The sequence below is a fragment of the Aliikangiella marina genome, assembly GCF_007004765.1.
Classification (GTDB): Bacteria; Pseudomonadota; Gammaproteobacteria; order Enterobacterales; family Kangiellaceae; genus Aliikangiella; species Aliikangiella marina.
This window is the reverse complement of record NZ_VIKR01000004.1, coordinates 223676-244316: the sequence shown is the minus strand read 5'-3', so window position 1 is coordinate 244316 and position 20641 is coordinate 223676. Positions and strand designations below refer to the sequence as shown.

At 40.2% G+C, this 20641-nt stretch carries 19 protein-coding genes; 17 read left to right on the top strand and 2 right to left on the bottom strand.

What is annotated here, in order from left to right:
* Positions 1 to 171 precede the first annotated feature (171 nt).
* Positions 172 to 5250, top strand: a complete 5079-nt coding sequence (locus FLL45_RS15825; RefSeq protein WP_142943072.1) for an RHS repeat-associated core domain-containing protein — start codon at positions 172 to 174, stop codon at positions 5248 to 5250.
* Between the two features lie 301 nt (positions 5251 to 5551).
* On the opposite strand, the gene FLL45_RS15820 is transcribed toward FLL45_RS15825, so the two are convergent.
* Positions 5552 to 6718, bottom strand: a complete 1167-nt coding sequence (locus FLL45_RS15820; RefSeq protein ID WP_142943071.1) for a serine hydrolase domain-containing protein — start codon at positions 6716 to 6718, stop codon at positions 5552 to 5554.
* A 211-nt stretch (positions 6719 to 6929) separates the two neighbouring features.
* Here FLL45_RS15820 and FLL45_RS15815 point away from each other — a divergent pair, with 211 nt between their 5' ends.
* Entirely contained in the window at positions 6930 to 7850 is a 921-nt protein-coding gene (locus tag FLL45_RS15815) for a type 2 periplasmic-binding domain-containing protein (protein WP_142943070.1), read from the top strand.
* A gap of 33 nt (positions 7851 to 7883) precedes the next feature.
* On the opposite strand, the gene uvrA is transcribed toward FLL45_RS15815, so the two are convergent.
* Complete coding sequence (gene uvrA, locus FLL45_RS15810; RefSeq protein ID WP_142943069.1) at positions 7884 to 10712, bottom strand: excinuclease ABC subunit UvrA; 2829 nt, start codon at positions 10710 to 10712, stop codon at positions 7884 to 7886.
* 213 nt (positions 10713 to 10925) lie between these two features.
* On the opposite strand from uvrA, the gene FLL45_RS15805 reads away from it, so the two are divergent.
* From FLL45_RS15805 to FLL45_RS15740, 15 genes are all read left to right on the top strand, one after another.
* A complete protein-coding gene (locus FLL45_RS15805) occupies positions 10926 to 12293 on the top strand; it encodes an MFS transporter (protein WP_142943068.1) in 1368 nt (455 codons plus the stop codon).
* 67 nt (positions 12294 to 12360) lie between these two features.
* Positions 12361 to 12876, top strand: coding sequence for a single-stranded DNA-binding protein (ssb, locus tag FLL45_RS15800; protein WP_142943067.1), 516 nt, complete (start codon positions 12361 to 12363; stop codon positions 12874 to 12876).
* A 446-nt stretch (positions 12877 to 13322) separates the two neighbouring features.
* Complete coding sequence (locus FLL45_RS15795; RefSeq protein ID WP_142943066.1) at positions 13323 to 13577, top strand: hypothetical protein; 255 nt, start codon at positions 13323 to 13325, stop codon at positions 13575 to 13577.
* 9 nt (positions 13578 to 13586) lie between these two features.
* Entirely contained in the window at positions 13587 to 13916 is a 330-nt protein-coding gene (locus tag FLL45_RS15790) for a hypothetical protein (protein ID WP_142943065.1), read from the top strand.
* A complete protein-coding gene (locus FLL45_RS15785; protein WP_142943064.1) occupies positions 13913 to 14293 on the top strand; it encodes a hypothetical protein in 381 nt (126 codons plus the stop codon). Before FLL45_RS15790 ends, FLL45_RS15785 begins: the two co-directional genes overlap by 4 nt.
* Before the next feature lie 19 nt (positions 14294 to 14312).
* Positions 14313 to 14675 carry a hypothetical protein gene (locus FLL45_RS15780; protein ID WP_142943063.1) on the top strand — a complete coding sequence of 121 codons (363 nt, stop codon included), beginning with the start codon at positions 14313 to 14315 and terminating at the stop codon, positions 14673 to 14675.
* Between the two features lie 184 nt (positions 14676 to 14859).
* Complete coding sequence (locus FLL45_RS22810; RefSeq protein ID WP_185964498.1) at positions 14860 to 15000, top strand: hypothetical protein; 141 nt, start codon at positions 14860 to 14862, stop codon at positions 14998 to 15000.
* A 9-nt stretch (positions 15001 to 15009) separates the two neighbouring features.
* A complete protein-coding gene (locus tag FLL45_RS15775) occupies positions 15010 to 15312 on the top strand; it encodes a hypothetical protein (protein WP_142943062.1) in 303 nt (100 codons plus the stop codon).
* A 63-nt stretch (positions 15313 to 15375) separates the two neighbouring features.
* The gene (locus tag FLL45_RS15770; protein WP_142943061.1) at positions 15376 to 15744 is read left to right on the top strand and encodes a PRC-barrel domain-containing protein; all 369 of its coding nucleotides are present in this window, start codon (positions 15376 to 15378) and stop codon (positions 15742 to 15744) included.
* Between the two features lie 2 nt (positions 15745 to 15746).
* Complete coding sequence (locus tag FLL45_RS15765; protein WP_142943060.1) at positions 15747 to 16052, top strand: hypothetical protein; 306 nt, start codon at positions 15747 to 15749, stop codon at positions 16050 to 16052.
* A gap of 12 nt (positions 16053 to 16064) precedes the next feature.
* Positions 16065 to 16643, top strand: coding sequence for a hypothetical protein (locus tag FLL45_RS15760; RefSeq protein ID WP_142943059.1), 579 nt, complete (start codon positions 16065 to 16067; stop codon positions 16641 to 16643).
* Entirely contained in the window at positions 16640 to 17113 is a 474-nt protein-coding gene (locus FLL45_RS15755) for a hypothetical protein (RefSeq protein WP_142943058.1), read from the top strand. Before FLL45_RS15760 ends, FLL45_RS15755 begins: the two co-directional genes overlap by 4 nt.
* Positions 17114 to 17116: 3 nt before the next feature.
* On the top strand, positions 17117 to 17674 hold the full coding sequence (locus FLL45_RS15750; RefSeq protein WP_142943057.1) for a hypothetical protein: 558 nt from the start codon (positions 17117 to 17119) through the stop codon (positions 17672 to 17674).
* A 90-nt stretch (positions 17675 to 17764) separates the two neighbouring features.
* Positions 17765 to 18553, top strand: a complete 789-nt coding sequence (locus tag FLL45_RS15745) for a hypothetical protein (RefSeq protein WP_142943056.1) — start codon at positions 17765 to 17767, stop codon at positions 18551 to 18553.
* Between the two features lie 80 nt (positions 18554 to 18633).
* Complete coding sequence (locus tag FLL45_RS15740; RefSeq protein WP_142943055.1) at positions 18634 to 20526, top strand: S41 family peptidase; 1893 nt, start codon at positions 18634 to 18636, stop codon at positions 20524 to 20526.
* The last annotated feature ends 115 nt before the right edge of the window (positions 20527 to 20641 follow it).

The following is a 20641-nucleotide window of genomic DNA, read 5'->3' as shown; positions in this document are numbered from 1 at the left end:
ACTGAGCGACAGTTTCTCAAGTTTGATGGTTTTAGAGAGTATTTTAATCAGTCTATTAACCTTGCTAAATGTAGGTTGATTGTTAAATATTATAAGTTACCCAAAAGCAGTATGGTTTTATTCACTGCGCACGTAGTCCACAGATAAAAATTAGGGTTTAGAGGGAAGTTAATGTACAAAATTCTTATTAAGTTTTTTATGGTTTTACTTTTTATGTATACCGATTCGATTTTGGCAGCGAAAAAGGAATGGTTGGATTTTGAAAAAGAAAAAGTCGATAGCTACAAGGTAGTCGGTTATACCTTTCTTGATAGGTTTGAAAAAATAGAGGACGCAACCGATTGGTTTTGCTCTAATAAATCTCCGTATAGAGATTCACCTTACAACAGCACTTGTCCGGGAAGCATCATTGGCTCGGCGCCAGCTGGGCCAACATCGACTTATTTAAAGCACCATTACACTTGGGAAGCAAGCCCTGACAGCGGAGAGCACACCTTTGATGTTCTGCACATTGAAGAGTGCCCAGAATCGCACCCATATGGTTACGACGCAAACGATGATGGCCGATTCGAATATTGTCTTCAATCACCGAAAGAGTTTTGTCCAACAAAAGTGCATGAGCTAACATTAAACCCTATCAACTGCTCGACAGGTCAAAAGGTTGAAACGGATGTTATTTACCAGGGGCAAGGTGCTGATCCTTTAAGCTATACAATTAATTACACTAGTCCAGTAACCAACTTGCAAGACCAATCAACGGAAGGTGAGTTCCAATTTAATGTCGGTAACCAGCGGTATGACAATAATGGCTTAAGTTTAGTAACTGAGTCTGAAAAAAATGGAGGTATTATTGTTCGTTTGAGCTGGGGGGGGGTAAATCAAATTGTTCGCCAAGTTGCAGACGATGACCCGCAACGACTAAATATTGACGAACCGAAGAGCAGAATTTACATAGGAAAGGTCGGAACACCCTTAACCGATTTAACAGGTCGTTATGGAGACATTACTGGAAGTAACGGAAACTTTATTTACACAACTAATTCAGGAAAACAAATCTTATTTAATAACGGTCGAGTAAGCGAAAAAGTCACAAGTAACGGTTTTACCCGCCGTTACAGTTATACACCAGAAGGTAGGTTAAGCACTGTGACCAATCATTTTGGGCAACAATTGCGTTACTTCTATAATGACAATGGACTCCTGAATAAGTTAATAGACCCTGACAATAACGAATACTTATTTTATTACGATGCTATCAACAATCTCATTAAGGTTGTTTTTCCAGATGAAACAGCAACTGACTCAAGCGATAATCCAACTATAGATTATCTCTACGAAGATACTCGTTTCCCCAAACATATGACTGGTAAAATAAATGAAAAAGGTATTCGTTTTGCTAGTTGGTCTTATGATTCATTTGGAAGAGCAATAACAAGTGAACACAGTGGTGGTATCGAAAAAGGCGAAGTGAATTATGATATCTCTGGTCAAACGAAAGTTAAGACTTATGTTTCAAACGAGTTATTCCATGAAGAAGTAATTCATCACGAAATTAGGAATAACCAAAAAGTTACCGTGAAGAGTGAGCAGCTTCCTTGCGCTAGTTGTGGAGTGGGGACTTGGGAATATGAGTATGACTCACTAAACAAATTAGTGAAATCAACGAGTCCTAAAGGATTAGTTACCAAATTAGAGCGTAACTCTGATGGATTAATAATTAAGCAAACTGAAGCAGAAGGTACTTCACTAGAAAAGGTAACAGAGACAACTTGGGATCCCATTTTTCGACTACCAAAAACTATCACTGAAGGAAGCAAGAAAACAATTTATTCATACAGTGCAAATGGCAAGCTTGCTTCAATTCAAGTATGGGACTTAAATACCAATACAAGTCGTATTACGAGCTATACATATGATGCTAATGGACTATTATTAACTGTCGATGGACCACGAACTGATATTTCAGATGTAACGACTTACAGCTATGATGCAAATGGAAACTTAGTTACGATTAAAAACGCACTGAATCAAACTACAACTTTTGACAATTATGACAACAGTGGACGCGTAGGAAAAATCATTGATCCAAATGGTACCGAATTCGTGCTGACCTACACGCCACGTGGTTGGTTAGAGTCAATGAATTTGAACGGCGCGATTACATCATATAAATATTTTGATACAGGGTCGATTAAAACAGTTACGACACCTACTGGCCAAACGTTGACTTATGAATATGATAGTGGTGAGCGACTGACTGCTATCGTAGATGTGACGGGTAATCGATTAGAATATGTTCGTGATTTGATGGGCAATGTTACAGAAACGAAAATCAAAGACGATTCAAGTAATCTTTTAAAGCTGCAAACCTCAATATTTAATGCAATTGGACAACTTACTAAAGTGCTTGGTAACTCAGGTCAATTTAATGAATTTACCTATGATGAAGAAGGTAATCCAAAAACTGACACCAATGCTCTTAATAATACGACGACATCGATCTTTGACGCGTTTAACCGAATTAGCAAAACTGTAGATGCAGCCAACGGTGAAACTGACTTTGAATACAATAGCGAAGGAAAGATAAAAGTTGTTACTGATGCCGAAGGTAAACAGACAGTCTACAACTACAATGCATTCGGTGAGCTTATCAATTTAAACAGTGAAGATACAGGACTAACAACCTTTACATATGACAACGCTGGAAACCTCTTAACGAAAACCGACGCAAGAGGGGTAACGGTAACATACACCTACGATGCATTAAATCGAGTTAAGACAAGAGTCTATTCGGACGGGTCAGAAAACGTAGCTTTCTCATATGATGATGTTGCTAATGGTAATAAAGGTATTGGTCGATTAACCTTTGTAAGCGATGCATCAGGATCTACTTCCTACGTTTATAACGCTTTTGGTAAGGTAACCCAAGAAACCAAAGTTATTAATGGTAAGAATTATGTTACTGATTATCACTATAACACTGTTGGGCGAGCCACAGGGATCACTTATCCTTCTGGTACAAGAATTGATTACGTTTACGGCGCGAATGGATTAGTCGAAAGCATCAATGCAACAATTAACAACCAAACTAAATCTATTGCTTCAAACCTTAATTATTTGCCGTTTGGTCCGCTCGAGTCTTTCCAGTACGGTAATGGTCTTAGTCATGTTAATACTTATGACCAAGATTATCGTCAAGTGGAGAGTAAAACTTTTGGGATTAGTGAAAAAAGTTATCAATATGACTTAGTTAATAACATCACAAATATCAATAATATTAATATCCCTAGCAGTGATACTTTTACTTATGACTCCCTCAGCCGTATAGTAACGGCGAGCGGCAGCTACGGTGATTTTGGTTTTGCTTACAACCGTGTTGGCGACAGAACTCAAAAAGCCGACAACGGTCAAATCCAAAGCTATTCATATGCGGCTTCAACTGGCAGCGATGTCAGCGCACAAGCCATTTCACATTACCGATTTGATTCCGACAATAATGATTCAAATAATCCCGGCGCAACCACTGAACTTCGTTGGGCGACTCAATATGAGTCAGGCAAAGTTAATGACGGGATCCACATGCCCAGCTCACAAGACTATGCCATTGTTACTACCCCGGCCTCATGGGGAACCACTGATGAGCTGAGCATTAGTTTTTGGGTTAAGATTACTGACGTTCAATCTATCGGATTTGTTCTAGGGCAAGGCCTGTTCTGGGCGCGTGGAGATTTTGGTTTCTATTGTTACCTGGGAATGTGTGGTGCGTATACCGGAGCGGGCAGCTCGATCGCTAGAACTGATTATTCTAGTTATGCCGGCGAATGGCAGCATTGGACTGGCACTTTAAAAGATGGAACGCTTCGCTTCTATATCAATGGAGTTGAAGTAGCATCTTCTAACAACGCGACTCCACCGACGACTAGTCGACTATTTACCATTGGTGCAAATCAAAGCGGATTCAATGGGATGGTTGGAAGCGTGGATGAATTAATGCTGTTTAATCGTGCTTTAACCGTTGAAGAAATTGCTAGTTTAGCGACTGGAACCACTGGTGGCGAAGCAAGTCAAGCGAGCCCTGCAACTGCTGGTAAATTGACTCAGATAGATGGTACTGGATCGACGATTTTCGAGTATGATGAGAACGGGAATACCGTTCGAAAAGATAGTTTAACTTTTACATACAACCAAGCTAACCGTATGAGCTCGTCAAGTATTGGCGGAGCAACAACAACGTATACTTATAATGCAAATGGCGAACGGAGTATTAAAGCTACTAGTGGTGTTGAAACGCATTATATTTATGGGCCTAATGGTAGTTTGATTGCAGAAGCGGACGGGCAAGGCAACACTATAAAAGAGTACGTTCATTTTAACAACCAGCCGCTGGCGCAGCTAGTTGGTGATAACGTTTATTATTACCACAACTCGCATTTGGGCACTCCGGAGTTAATGACAGATGTTAATCAAAATATTGTTTGGCAAGCTGAATATACTCCCTTCGGTGACGCTACAGTTGTTCACGAAACAATCGTTAATAATATCCGTTTCCTTGGCCAATACTATGACCAAGAGTCTGGATTGCATCACAATTACTTCCGTGATTATGATCCTGAGATTGGCCGTTATATCCAGAGTGATCCTCTTGGTTTATATGATGGATCAAATACCTACGGGTACGTGCATCAGAACCCAGTACAAGGTACTGATCAATATGGCTTGTTCACGACACTTACAATGTGTACGAGAAATCCAAATGCTTGTGCAGGTGTGTTCGCTGGCGGAAATGGTCTCATTAGCGCTGCACAAAAAAGGTGTGCAACATTAGGCAGCGTTCTAGTAGGAGCTGGTAAGGGAGCTGTTTCGGGAATATTAGAGCGTTACTTAAATAGACTCTATAAACCTTCTAGCAGATTAGTACAAGCTGGAATGGAAGCGTTTAACAGTATGGCTGTGAGCAGCGCTGTTGATGCGGCAGTAGACGCTCTAGGCATGAGTAATGATAATGCGCCATCCATGAGCGGCCTCGGAACTCAGGCCGCAGTTGGCCAAATTGGAGGAGCTGTTGGTGGTATTTACGAGAACTTGTCTAATGATATTGTCGGTAATGCAGCGTCATCCGCAACGCAGATAATGATTAATAGTCTTGTTCCCGATGAGCTCGGTGGAAATGAAGACTTTACTGCTAGGTTTTGGAGTAGACGAGAAGCTGCCCGCCAAAGAAAACTCGGATGTCCATGTGATGAGGAGTAAAAAAGTTTACTGACTTGAAGTTTAGTTAAACGCTTATATCATAGTTCGCGCATTAACGCTGAGTTAATGCGCTTTTTTATTTTAAGGATGAGAGTATCTTGGCGAATGACAAGTGAAATCGATATTAAGAGATAGATGATACCCAATATTGCTTTATTATTTGAGTAATCAGTTTATAGAAATTTTGGAAAGTATACTTTCTAATAGGGGCGATATACCCAATGTCATTTAAAACACCCGAGTACATAACTCTCATAGGTTTAGATGTAACTTTTATGGCTAATCAGAAACTATCAAGCTCTTATTTGTAAGGATCCCCCATAGCCACATCCAACGCCAACAAAGTCAAATTCATCAAATTAGACGAACGATCCCCATCGACATTTTTTACCATTGCCGCAGCATGATTATGATCCAAACACAAAATTAACATGCTTGACGCGCCCATACTGCCGCCGCTATGAAACACAGAATTTGGATGACGTTGCATAATTTCAACTAATCTTTTCTCTTCATCTGAGTCACCTTTTAATCGCGCAATTTGCCGCTCAAAACCGACCCGCCAACCAATTCCATATTGGTTTTTCTTACCATCGTTAAAACGCTGATTGGTAAACATCTGTTCGAGAGTTTGCTTTTTAAGATAACCAGGCTTGGTATGCGCCATGGCAAAATTAACCACGTCAGTTGGTGTTGATAAAATTCCTCCACCTGCATACTTGTAGCTGTTATTGACCTCACGTGAATCAACCAGCTTGCCAGCTGAAACCGAATAAGGTTTTTGTGATTCAGCAACTTCAGTCAAAGGTTTTTCTAGTAAAGAGTGTTTCATGTTAAGCGGATTAAAAACATAATCTTGCATTAGCTGATTAAAATCTCTTTTACCATCGGCTTTTTCCAGTGCAGCACTAATCAAAGTCCAAGCGTAGGTGGAATATCCAAACTTTTCGCCGGGTGTAAAACGGAGTGGATCGTCTTTAAAAATATTCAGACTTTCCACGCGAGAGTTGTACTGCTTATTTGATAAAAATTCAGCACTACCTTGATAATGACGGATCCCTGAGGTATGTCCGGTTAAATGATAAAAATTTATATCAGCATGGGTTTTCGGCCATGCATCTACTAAGTCTTCAACATTTACCGCTAAATCGACTTTATTATCCTCAACCATTCTCATCAAAGCAGCGGTTGCCATTACTTTGGAAACACTACCTATTCGTAACTTTGTCGTCGGTGACATTGGGACTTTGTTTTCGATATCAGCAAAGCCAAAGCCTTTGGCATAAATCACACCCGAATTATTCGCAATTGCAACGCTGATACCTGGAACGGTATTAGAATCTGCTGCAGCTTGAAATAACTGATCAAGTTGACTTGCGCTGGATTTAGCGAATAATGCATAGGGGTTGAGGAATATAACCAACGTTAAAGCAGACGCTAAAATTTGATGAGAGAACCGATTTATCATAAGAATTCCTTGTTATTGGGTTTGCAAACTAAGAACTCGGTTTACAAATGCCTTTCAAAAGCGCAAAACATGTTGTAAATATATCATTAATATCAACCAGTTAAGCCAGTTAATACTTTTTCACATTCAAAATCAAACGATTTGCTTGCATAACGATATAATACCGCCATTAATCATTGTCGAAATAGAACCTAACTTCAATTGAGAAGCCATGAAACGTATTTTTATCGCGTTTAATTGTATTTTTCTGAGCGTTTTAACATCTGCTGATCTATTGGCGGATGAAGGAAGGTTGGCCGTTATCTATCCAAAGCCTGCCAGTAACTCGGATATTCGAGATCAGTATTTTTATGAGTTATTAACACTCGCCCTCGAAAAGTCAGCGCAAAAGTATGGTGCATACCAGTTGCGTAATGGTGATTTTGTTATTCCCAGTTCTCGGATCCCTAAAGAAGTAAGAAAAGGTAAGTACCTCAACATTATGACCTCGCCGGACTCCACAGAGTTAAGCGAGTCTATGCTTGCGATTCCTATTCCTCTGGTAAAAGGGATTCAGGGAATAAGGCTGATGTTGGTCAAAAACAATCAAGTTGATCGATTAGCGAAGATCAATGATTTTGTGGAACTAAAAACACTGAATTTTGGCCAAGGAGCCGGGTGGCTGGATAAATTGATCTTCGAAGATGCCGGTTTACTGGTGACGCCAGTCACCGACTATAACAGTTTGTTTAAGATGCTAAACGCTGAGCGTTTTGATGCATTTCCACGAGGAATCAATGAAATCTATCGAGAGCATAGGCTATTGAGTCAAGAATATCCGGAAATGAAAGTCGATAACGCGCTGCTGATTTATTATGATTTGCCAGTGTATTTTTTTGTCGCAAAAGATAATCAAGGGCTGAAAGAGCGAATTGAGTTTGGTTTGATTAAAGCCATCAATGACGGCAGCTTTGACCGACTTTTTAATCAGTATTTTGGTGTGGCGATAAAGCAAGCTAACCTAGAGAAACGAAAGTTATTCCATCTAAATAACCCTTTCGTGTCAAAGATAAATAAAAATCACAACAAAAAATATTGGCTACCGTTTATTTTGAAAAATTTTGATCATAATCATTTAACAGCCGAGCAATAAACTTGCCCGGCTGCTAATCGTCTCGCATGCAAACTACTTAAGCATATCCTTCAAGAAACGGCCGGTATGAGACTTTCTGACTTTGGCGACTTTCTCAGGCGTTCCTTCTGCGATAATTTGACCACCTTTATTACCACCTTCGGGTCCCAAATCGATGATCCAATCTGCTGTTTTTATCACATCGAGGTTGTGTTCAATAACGAGAACCGTATTACCATGATCACGAAGACGATGGAGTACGGCGAGTAATTGTTTTACATCATGGAAGTGAAGACCCGTTGTTGGTTCATCGAGAATATATAAAGTTTTGCCGGTGTCGCGTTTACTGAGTTCTCGTGATAATTTAACCCTTTGTGCTTCACCACCCGACAAAGTCGTCGCAGCTTGCCCTAACCGGATGTAAGACAAACCAACATCAATTAAGGTTTGCAATTTACGCGCAATCACCGGAATAGCATCAAAGAATTCGCGAGCATCTTCGACCGTCATTTCTAACACTTCATGAATATTCTTTTGCTTGTAAGTGACTTCCAAAGTTTCTCGGTTGTAACGCTTTCCTTTACAGATATCACAGGGCACGTAAATATCGGGTAAAAAGTGCATTTCGACTTTGATTACGCCGTCGCCCTGACAAGCTTCACAACGACCGCCTTTAACATTAAAACTAAATCGACCAGGCTTGTAGCCTCGAGAACGTGCTTCTTGAGTGCCAGAGAAAAGCTCTCGAATCGGCGTAAAAATACCGGTGTAAGTCGCAGGGTTTGAGCGGGGCGTTCGACCGATTGGACTTTGGTCGATATCAACCACCTTATCAAACAAATCCATTCCTTCGCATGACTCATAAGGCGAGGGTGTTAAGGTTGAGGCTTTATTTAATTGGGTGGCTGCGATTGGGTACAAGGTGTCATTAACTAGGGTTGATTTACCTGAACCAGAAACGCCGGTAACACATGTGAATACGCCAACGGGTAATTTCAGTTCAACACTTTGCAAGTTGTTGCCAGTTGCACCAGACAATACAAGATGTTCGCCATCGCGAGCAGCATGACGTTTTTCCGGGATATCGATCTTTTGTTTACCCGAGAGGTATTGACCCGTGAGCGATTTTTTATTTTTAAGAATGTCTTTTAGGGTACCTTCTGCAACAACTTCACCCCCATGGACGCCAGCACCGGGTCCAATATCTAAAACATGATCGGCAGTACGGATGGCATCCTCATCATGTTCAACGACTAACACGGTGTTTCCTAAATCGCGCAGATGGACAAGCGTCTTTAATAGTCTTTCATTGTCTCGTTGGTGTAAGCCAATCGAAGGTTCGTCAAGAACATACATAACGCCGACCAGACCGGCACCAATTTGACTGGCCAGTCGAATACGTTGTGCTTCTCCACCTGACAAAGTTTCCGCGCTACGTTCCATTGATAGATATTCCAAGCCAACATTCACCAAAAACTCTAAACGAGAACAAATTTCCCGAAGAATTTTTTCTGCAATTTTTCCTCGCTTGCCAGGTAGCTTTAACTTGCTAAAAAATGTGTGTGCTTCATCTATCGGCAACGCGGTTAACTGCGGCAAATTATGATTTTTGATTAAAACGTGTCGTGCTTCTTCTTTCAGGCGGCTTCCACCACAGGAAGGACAAGCTTGGGTTGTCATGTACTTTTGTAACTCTTCGCGTACTGCCATCGATTCAGTTTCACGAAAGCGTCTTTGCATATTCGGGATAACGCCTTCGAATTTGTGGTTGCGTGTCATGACGTCGCCGCGGTCATTGGCATAGGTGAATTCAATCTTGGTATTGCCGCTACCAAAAAGAATGGTCTTCTGGTGTTTTTTGGCTAATTTGTTGAATGGCTTTTCAATGTCAAACCCATAGTGATCAGCCAACGAATTGAGCATGTGGAAATAATAAATATTCCTTCGGTCCCAGCCACGAATTGCACCACCAGCAAGCGATATTTCAGGGTTAACCACGATGCGATCCGGATCAAAAAATTGATCAACACCCAGACCATCACAGGTTCCGCAAGCACCGGCCGGGTTGTTAAAAGAAAACAGGCGAGGTTCTAGTTCAGATAAACTGTGACCACATTCTGGGCAGGCAAACTTTGCGGAAAACAATACTTCTTCAAGATCACTTTTGTCTTCCATCGGCGCAATCATGGCGAGGCCGTCGGCAAGTTCTAGCGCCGTTTCAAAAGATTCCGCGAGTCGTTGTTTTAAATCTTTACGAACCTTAAAGCGATCGACGACTACTTCTATCGTATGTTTTTTGTGCAGTTCTAACTTAGGCACTTCAGTGAGTTCGTAAGTCTTGCCATTCACTCTTGCGCGCACAAAACCTTTGGCTTGTAACTCTTCAAATAACTGGACATGCTCACCTTTGCGGTTTCTGACGACCGGCGCCAACAACAACAGCTTACTGCCTTCTGGCAATGCAAGCGTGTGGTCAACCATTTGGCTGACCGTTTGTGCTTCCAGCTTAAGGTTGTGCTCTGGACAGTATGGCGTGCCGACACGGGCGAATAATAGTCTTAGGTAGTCATAGATCTCTGTGATAGTACCTACGGTCGAGCGCGGGTTGTGAGAGGTCGATTTTTGTTCAATCGAAATCGCAGGCGATAACCCTTCGATGTGTTCGACATCCGGCTTTTCCATCAGTGATAGAAATTGCCGTGCATAAGCAGACAAAGATTCGACATAACGCCTTTGACCCTCTGCGTACAAGGTATCAAAAGCTAAGGATGACTTCCCAGAACCGGACAGGCCGGTTATCACGATCAGCTTGTCGCGAGGCAAAGTGACATCGATATTTTTTAGATTGTGGGTTTTAGCACCCCTGACTTCTATGTGATCCATTAGTGTTCTTGTATAATGCCGGTTTTGAGTTAATTCAATGCGAACGAAAACTTGATGTTAAGCTTTGCAATCTAGTCGCAAAAAGCGAGCGATTGCACCAGTTGAACCCAACTGGGCTTTCAGGTTTTACGAGAAAAATTGCTATTTGGATATTTTAGCAATGCGCGAAAAACGAACTAACCATAATAACGCAATCACAGTCTTAAGGGCAAAATGAATAATCAATCTGCAATGAATTCTATTGAGAAAAAAGCTGCACTAACTTTAAGTAGTGTATTTGCTTTGCGGATGCTTGGATTATTTATGCTGCTGCCGGTGTTCGCCATTGTTGGTCAAGAATTGACCGGTTATACCCCCGCATTGATAGGACTCGCTATTGGCGCTTATGGATTGACGCAGGCGATTTTTCAAATCCCATTTGGCTGGCTCTCCGATAGATTTGGTCGCAAACCAATTATCTTGTTTGGTCTTGCCCTGTTTGCAATAGGCAGTCTTGTTGCAGCGTTTAGCGACCATATTTATGGGGTGATCGCCGGGCGGTTATTACAAGGTTGTGGCGCAATTGCGAGTGCGGTCATGGCGCTAGCCGCTGATTTATCAAGGGATGAACAGCGAACTAAAATTATGGCGAGCATCGGTATGAGCATCGGTGCGGCCTTTGCGCTGGCGATGATTGTTGGACCATGGCTGACCGGTTGGTTGGGATTACAAGGCATATTCGTGGTTATCGCGGTTTTAGCCGTGGTTGCGATGTTTGTGATCAAGTACCTTACGCCAAATCCTTCGCATACCTATGTGCAGCGCGATGCGATTGCCAATTCCAATCAGTTTGCTCAGGTATTTAAAGACGGCCAATTGATGCGCCTCAATTTTGGCATTTTTACTCTCCATTTTTTACTGACATCATTTTTTGTCGCCTTTCCAAGCCAATTGAAGTCCCTTGGGGTAGACCTTGCTCAACATTCATGGGTTTATCTGGCGACAATGGTGGGGGCGGTTGTACTAATGTTACCCATGATTATTTATGCCGAAAAGAATCGACAGCATGCTAAAGTCATGCTGACCGGCGTGTTACTCATTGCAGCGGTACAATTTGCTTTTGGCGGTTCGACTTTAACGCTTTGGCCGGTGGTGGCCGCAATAGTGGTCTATTTCACTGGTTTTAATTTAATGGAAGCATTGTTGCCATCGATGATTTCTCGGATTGCGCCTTTATCCGGCAAAGGTACGGCATTGGGAGTTTATTCGACTTTTCAGTTTAGTGGGGCATTTTTAGGCGGCCCGGCAGCTGGGTTGGTATTGCAGCATTTCGGACAAGCCGGCGTTTACCAAATGGGTGGTTTGATGGCGTTGGTTTGGGGTGGCTTACTGATCGGTTTAAAAAATCCGCCGGCTGTCACCTCATACACTTTGACCATGCCGGATGTTTCAGAAGAAGCTTTTCCGGGCTTAGTTGCTGAAATTAAAGCAATTGAAGGGGTATCCGAAGCGGTTGCCTTACCAGAAGCAGGCGCAGTCTACTTGAAAGTCGACAAAAAGCAGCTTGATCCGAAAAGCTTGGAGAAATATAGTAAGCGGTAATGGGTTGAGCCCTTGATTATAAAATAGACACGCCTCAACCTCTGTTCAATCTTAGGAGTTACATTTCATGGCCACTCGCGGCATCAATAAAGTTATTTTAGTAGGTAATTTAGGACAAGATCCTGAAGTTAGATATACAGCAAACGGCAGTGCAATCACCAGCATCAGTATTGCAACCAGTGAGAGCTGGAAAGATAAAAATACCGGTCAAATGCAAGAAAAAACTGAGTGGCACCGCGTGTCCTTTTTCGGCAAGCTAGCTGAAATTGCCGGTGAGTATCTACGTAAAGGTTCACAAGTCTATGTCGAAGGCAAGCTGCAAACTCGCAAGTGGCAAGATAAGCAAGGCCAAGATCGCTACACCACAGAAGTTGTTGTTGATGGATTTAACGGCGTAATGCAAATGTTAGGTGGTCGTGCAGAAGGCGGCATGGGTGGCGGCCAGCGTCCACCGCAATCAGCACCAATGAATCAAGGCCAACCGATGAATCAAGGTCAACCAATGCAGCAACAAGCGCCACAGCAAGCTGCGCCAATGGATAATGGGTTTAATGATTCATTTGATGATGATATTCCTTTCTAAAACTTACCACAGACCTGATTTGTTAAGTTTAGAGAAATAAATTTAATTAAATCAATACGTTAATATTAAAAAGCCCGTAAATTATTTTGTAAAGTTTACGGGTTTTTTTATGCCTGAAATTCAGTTAACTCGTACCTTTTGATTTCTGTAAATTTTATTCATTTACTTCTCTAATAAATAAAGACTTGTCGGCCCTTTTTTCTGTTCGTTTAATCACAGTTGTAACTTGTTGATAAATAAAAACAACATAGGCACACTGCACTCATAACAATTAGAAAGTTTGAATAAACATGAATCCCTATCATCTAAACATTTGCAACGAAGTCGACTTGTTCAAATTGAACGATGGCAATTACCAGCTCATAAAACAAGGTAAGGTCGAACCTTTAATGGTCGGGTACAACTATGTCATTGCCGAGAAATAGCTAGCTGATTTTTTCCAAAGCTTGGATATTGAAAGGGTAAGCTATGAACCCACAACGATTATTGATCGAAGTAGCAACGAAGAATATTCAAACTATGTAAAAATGGTCATCACTCAGCACTTTGATTCTGACCAGATTAATGATATTGACTTAGATGGTAGCCGATTTCTTGTGATGGATAAGCGTTACCTATTTGTCAGTCCTGAGCTTAAGTCGATATTAGAGAAATCAAAGTACCAATTTGTTTTTACTAAAGGACTGACAGGATTTGGGTAGCGACTAATTATGAAGACATATTATTGCTGGCGATGTGAAACTGAAGTTCCGATGCTAGAAGAGCATGAGTGGGAGCAGATTGAACCTTTAATTAAAGGACAGGCAAAAATTCTTAAGAAGTACCGGGAAGAACATCGTTGTGATATTAAAACTGCAACAGAGAATGCTTTTCTGCCTGCAACAGAAAAATACTTCCATTTAACTGGATATAAAGAATCAAACTTTGCCGCGATTTACCACCATCGTTTAAGTAGTTTCGGTAAAGAGTGCCAAAGTTGTGGTCATTTACTAAGAACACCTAAAGCTAGTTTTTGCGCAAACTGTGGGCTAAAAGAATGAATGATCATGTAGAAATCGAGCGTTGGGCTATTACAGCCAATATCAAAAAGGAAATACCTTACGGTCCTGGTGGAAAGGAAACAAAAATAGGAACTAATCATTTTAAAGGTGGTGCGAAGGTTTACATTATCGGAGCTTACTTTGGAATGTGTGAAGATATCATCGCTGTAGGGCAACATCGAAAAACGGGTAAGTATGTTCGATGTGTGATCAGAGCAAATAATATTGAGAAAATGCGAGTGAAACAGCTTTATAGCAAGTCTATTTTAGAGATGTTAAAAGATTATCATCCTGGTGGAGCTTCGATCACTACTTCTAAAAGAGACTCGGAAGATTGGATGGCTATTATACCTGTTTGGTGTGAAAAACATTTTTAATTAATTAGGTGGATATTAAATGGACTGGTTTGAATTAGCTCAGGAGCTTGAGCCTGGACTTAGAATAGGCGATTTAGATTCATGTCTTGCTCGTGCCATTGAAGTAATAGAAGAACTTCCTAAGACTCCGTTTCATAAAGTGGTTGAGTTAGAATTTACAAATTCACTAAATGAAGTTGGACAGTACATTTCTTCATTCTTGAATAAATCAAATGAAAGCATCGAGTTAAAGTCTCTTTATACGGAAACCAATGGATTCGATATTAATCCTGACGAGTGGTATTTCGAACTTTTCGGATACGCTTCTTATGGTGGACATGAGGATTATGACTGGTTATGTGAGTGGCAAACCGAATCTGAAAATCGATTAACTTTGACATGAATGGAGTCTTTACAGCAAATTTACGATTCTGATGCTTTCGGTAATAAAGAATACGACACTGCTCTGGGGGTTGCTTCACTGATAGTAGTTTTGAAATTTCAAAAATTGATTCGCGATAGTGCACGTCAAATAGAAGGATTAACGATTCCTTTATTAGCGACTTCTCACGATTACGATTTTATTTATGAACATTGAGACCGAAGCTAGAGCGCGAGAGTATGCGATTAAACATGGGGCAATCAACCTTCAACAAATGATTGAATGGGCGGATAGTATGATCAAGTCCTCAGATGACCCGGCTGTTGAATTGTTTGATATCTCTTAAGCTAAGACAATGAGTGATGCAATTTCAGGACTAAATTGTCTAGGCGGTACTGGTTATTCGCCGGAAGCTGCAAAACGAGTTTTTTACTTCTTCTATCAAAGTCTTCAAACAAAAGACGCTGACTTTGAGCGAATTTCACGTGGCCTTTATGATATGGCTTTATCTGAATTTGCGCCGAGCGAGGAATTAATTGGAGAAATGATGACCTATTGGGATGGCCTGGATTTAGCAGAGTTGAGGCACTATGGAGATCCGGTAGAAATAAAGAAAGATATGTTGAAATTACTGCATGAGAATATGTGTAGTAGTTGATGAATTAATAAATGTTCAGAAAAGATTGAAAAGCATGTAGGACTAGTAAGTAAGAGCATTGAGATGTCTGAACCTAAACTAATTATCGTAGATAATCTAAAACAAATTGTAGCGTGGACTAAATTTGGCGTTATGTGGCGGAACGAAACACATGAACGATTAGGTTCATTCTACGACAATGTTATCTGTGATAATGACGATAAGCAGATAGCTTATATTAAAGGTTGTGAAGTCTTTTCAATGGCTGGTGAAATGCTAGGACAAGTTAAAGACATAGTTGTAACGACTGATGATGGATTAGAACTAAATCGTAAGTCGCTTATTTTTAATGGACGTGCTGTGGGAGTGAGCAGTGGTGACACCCTTGTAGGTCTGGCTGCTTTGGTATTTCTGGGTAAGGAATTGTCCGCCCAGAAAGGAGTTGAAGATTGAGAGTGTACAAACTAACACCTAGTAACGGCTGGAAAGGTTTTTCAAAGAGTAAGGAAATAGGCGATGTTGTTTACACATCATTCATGCCATATGTGAATGATGGTGTTTGCTACTACCTGAATCTCACAAACAATACTGCGATGTTTGAAGATGATATGGGCAATACTTTATCTCTAGAGTTTAATGATAAAGGGGAGGATTTGCACAGCTTAAGTATAAGTATTTCAAAGACTAGTAGTGAAAGAATGAGTTTGTTAGAAAGCACGATTAATAAATTAGAATCAGACTATAACCTTATAAGAAACTAATTAGGCGAGAATATGTATCCGGAAGAAGATGCTGTAATTAATGAAGTCATGCTTGAAATAAAAGCTGAGTGCCCTAAAGCATTCGATCTAATTAATCTCGATATAGAGAATACCAAGAAGAATCATGAGTACTATTGGTCAATTAATCGATCATTAAAATGGGTTGCTAAAGAGGGAATGCTAATTGAAAAACTGAATTCTAGTTTGGAACGATTTGATAAGGCTCTTAAAATTGTCTTTGAGAAGGAAATTGTAGGTGTGTGGAAAGGGACTGCTGACGGTACAAACGAGACAATTACTCTTCAAATTAACGATGATAAAACAATGCGTCTTGTTAGGGAGTGGGACGACTCAGATGGCGAACATGAATATCAGGAATATAGATCAGCACCTCATGCATATAGGGAGTGTAACGGTTTAATTGTATGCGATCTTTGGAATGGGCAGAGAGTAACGAATATAAGAGTAGCCCTTTTCCCAAATATTACTCATACAAAGACTATGGATGGGAGCATGTTTATGTTTCAGGATGAAGTTAAAAGTTTTTGTATGAGAGTTGAGTTTGAGTATTTGAAGATGGTTAAAAAATGAACGCATTAGATATTCAGGAAAAGCTTTATAAAGCCATAGACGGCCCAACAGAGATGCAGGAAATTCGGCGCCTCATGAACAAGCTGAAAAAATTAGATGAGAATATAGTAGTGGAAGGGTTATTATCGGTATTTTTCGATGACTCGCGTGGCGAGAAAAAATTTAAAGACCAAACCATGGCTGGAGGATTGCTCATAAAGTTAATGCCTAAATACGACCGAAATCTTAGAGAAGATATTCTGAGATCGTTAGATAACTGGAATTTGAGTGTTGAAGAACTTCCTTGGTATTTAGCGGAAAAAGTTGGCCGAGACGAAGTCCTTAGAGAAGTCGAATCAATTGCTGAATCAAGCTTAAGCGAGGTCGCTCGTAAAACGCTTGATACTTATGTCTATTGGTTAAATCCTACTGATACTGAGCATTTCAAAAAAGTGATGACCAAGCGTTGGAACAATAGTCTTAAGGGATGATTTATGAAGAAAGTGTTTGAAGGCTATGAATTGACCTTAGTTGAAGAAAAGACTTATTCCACAAACTCTACTGACAATATTCGCTCTTATAAAACGGAGCTTTGTAGAAACAGCGAATATCGTCACACTTGTGCTCATGGTGTGTTTGTTGGCGATATTGAATCCCCTCAAGCTTCTACAATTTTACTTGGTGTTGGTGGTGCTACTGGCATTCATGAAGATTCGATTGCTTACCACGATAGCATTTGTTTTATCGCTGCAGGTGACTCAGTGTTTGCACTTCAGTTACCTTCTCTGGAACTGTTATGGTGTAGAAAGGTAGATTTTGCAACTTGTTTTGGTATTTACTGGGTTAAAGAAAAAAACTGTCTAATATCTTGGGGTGAAGTTGATGTACGCAGACTTACGAAAGACGGAGACATAGAATGGGCTGCTTCCGGCTCAGATATATTTACTGAAGGATTCGAGTTAGATAAAGACCAAATAGAAATTACAGACTTCAATAACGATGTTTATAAGATCGAAATTGAAACTGGAAAAAACCTTAAGCTTGCTAAATAAACAATTGAATAAAAATAGCTAAAAATCGTTGAGATTTACATGGTCATTTGAAAAATAAACCAACCTGTGACTCAACGAGATAAAGAAAAAATGGATACCGCATCAGCTATCGATAAAACACTGAATAACTTGCTTAGGGGACTAGCACATAATTCCGGTGAAACCATTTACCAAAGTCACCGAGCTCTATTTGAAATAGGTGAGTCAGCACTGCCTGCAATCGAAAAACAGTTAATGTCTTATAAATGGAATGGGAATAAAGTCGGTATTGAAATTAGTATCCTTACAGGTCTATTAGGCTTGATTCATGATATCGATGAAAAGAGAGTTAATAAAGTAGGTGCAAAAATCCGAGAAAAGGGTTGTAGCAAAATTGTAGATGGCAGAATTGATTCGATCTTAAAGTTTACTTTGGATGAATTTAACTCTTTTCGGATTAGGAACGTCGACATTTATCAGTCAAATGAATTAACTGATACCAAAAGAATTAAAAGGAAAATGACCAAGTGGCTCTCTTCAGTTCCTGAAGAAGACCTAGAAGAGATAGAACGGCTTTATTTAATTCCTGAGCAAAATGTTGACTATAGAGGAACTTATATGCCGATTCTTTGTAGCGTAATGGTAGAGTGGGATATAACCACTGCTAGGCTCAACCCGTTGTCGTATTTCTTATTATTAAGAATTGAAAAAACGCTATATCACGAGATCGGACATCATGCGTATAAGCACCCGTTAAGTGAGGGTGAAGATCCTGAAAAGGAAAAAGAAGCTGATCATTATACTGCAAAGTTATTGGTGAAAAACCATCCAATGCTAAAGCGGATTATTCGAATAGTTCGATTCTTGCTTGGAAAGCGTACTAACGGTAATGCAGAATAGTGACTGTCTTTAATTCTTTAAACGGCTATCGTGCGAAATTAAATTGACCTATTCAGCTCAAAATAATAAAAGGAAAAGTAATGGGAAATCCGAGAAACTTGGGATTAACAAATGCTCTGATTGCAATGGTTTTATTAGGGGGAGTAGGGTGTGGAAGTAACCCAAATCAAAAGACTGCTCCTGTAACTAGCTCAAACCCGAGTGGAATAAGTCAAAATACATCCAAGCATTCAAGTGATAGCGAAAAAAGCGCCTCGGTGAGGAGACATCAAGAAATTCGTTATCTAACCAAGTTTATTAGTGACTATCATATTTCTCGTCCAGCTATCGACAATACTCTTTCTAGTAAGATCTTTTTTTCTTATTTGAAATCTCTCGATAATAAACATATTTATTTTCTAAAGAATGACATTAAGGAATTTAGTAAAATAGAATATAGCTTAGATAATGCATTGATCACTGGTTGGCTCAAACCAATATTTCCGATCCATGATCGCTTGGTTACTTTAGTTCATGAAAGGTACATGTACTCAATATCTTTGCTTAATACAACTGACTTTTGGAATTTCAAGCTACTAGACAACCAACCAAAGGAATTATCTGATTGGTTATCGGATGAGGTAGAGCGTAAAACAATTTGGAGAGACTTAGTTCGCTTTGATATCAGTGAGCTTCGCAAAGCCGGACTCTCAAGGGATACAATCAAAGCTATTCTAGTCGCTCGGTACCATGAGATTATCGACCAACAAGGTTCTGTAGACTCTGATGAAGTATACGCTATGTTTGTTAACGCTTTTACTTCGACTCTTGATTCTGGCACAAGCTATTATCCTCCGAGAAATCATAAATTGAATATCGATTTCGAATTAGGTTTAGTTGGCGTAGGACTCGTATTAGAACAGCAAGGTCCTTATGTCACTGTTAATGCCGTAACGAAAGGTGGACCCGCACAGATGAGCGGCATTCTTCTTAAAAATGATCGCTTGGTTTCAATTGAAGAGCAGGGAACAGAACCTGTCAATGTCATAGGTATGAGTCTGGAGAAAGTGGTTGGTTTGCTGAGAGGAAAAGAAAACTCGATAGTGACTATTGAAGTGAAGCGAAACGATAAGTTATTGCAAGTTCCTCTCACTAGGAAACAAGTAAAACTAATAGCACCAAAAGTATCAAGTTTCGTTGTGGATGCTGACCAGCAGAAAGTTGGTGTGATAAAAATTCCAAGTTTTTATTTAGATTTTATCGCTCAAACCCGCGGAGACTTAAACTATAACAGTGTCAGTCGAGATGTTCGTGAACAGCTTCAGGTATTAATCAACGCAAGAATCAATGGTCTTGTTATTGATATAACCGGTAATTCTGGTGGAGCTTTATCTGAAGTCCATAAAACGGCGGGGATATTTTTAGGTGAAGCTCCAATACTACAACAAAAAAATTCAGATGGTAAAGTCGAAGTTGTCAAAGCTAAAGGCAAAGCTATCATATTTGATAAGCCGATAGTCGTTTTGGTAGACAGTGATACGGCCTCTGGTGGCGAGATGTTTGCGGCGGCCATGCAGGATCATGGGAAGGCGCTTTTAGTAGGGGAGCGTACTTATGGAAGAAGCACTATCCAGCAGATGCTCGATTTAAATCGATGGTTGCGTTCTGATGGAGGTCAGTTTGGTGCTTTGCGAATAACGGTTGCAGAAGTATTTCGAGTTACCGGCAAAGGAATCCAGGCAAAAGGTGTAACGCCTAACTTTATTCTTACCAGTGCATTCCAAGAGAAGACATCCATCACTTCTGAATATGAGACCGTTTTATCAACAAGTGAAATTGCTGCCGTTCAACAAGGTTCGACTCAGCTAGATAACATTGAAGCTAAACTAGCTGCGCGACAAAATAACATGCCTGTTAGTATTGAATCGAGTAAAAATCTTAACCAACCTTTGAACAATGCTATTAGTTTATTAGTTGAATGGCTGAAGATATAGCCCTCGTCGATTTATTGACTAGCATTAAAAATTTTTATGATTTGGAAGCGATGGCGTATGTGAGGTTTGTGGAGTATGTGAGGTTTGTGGAGTATGTGAGTATATCCATAATCTG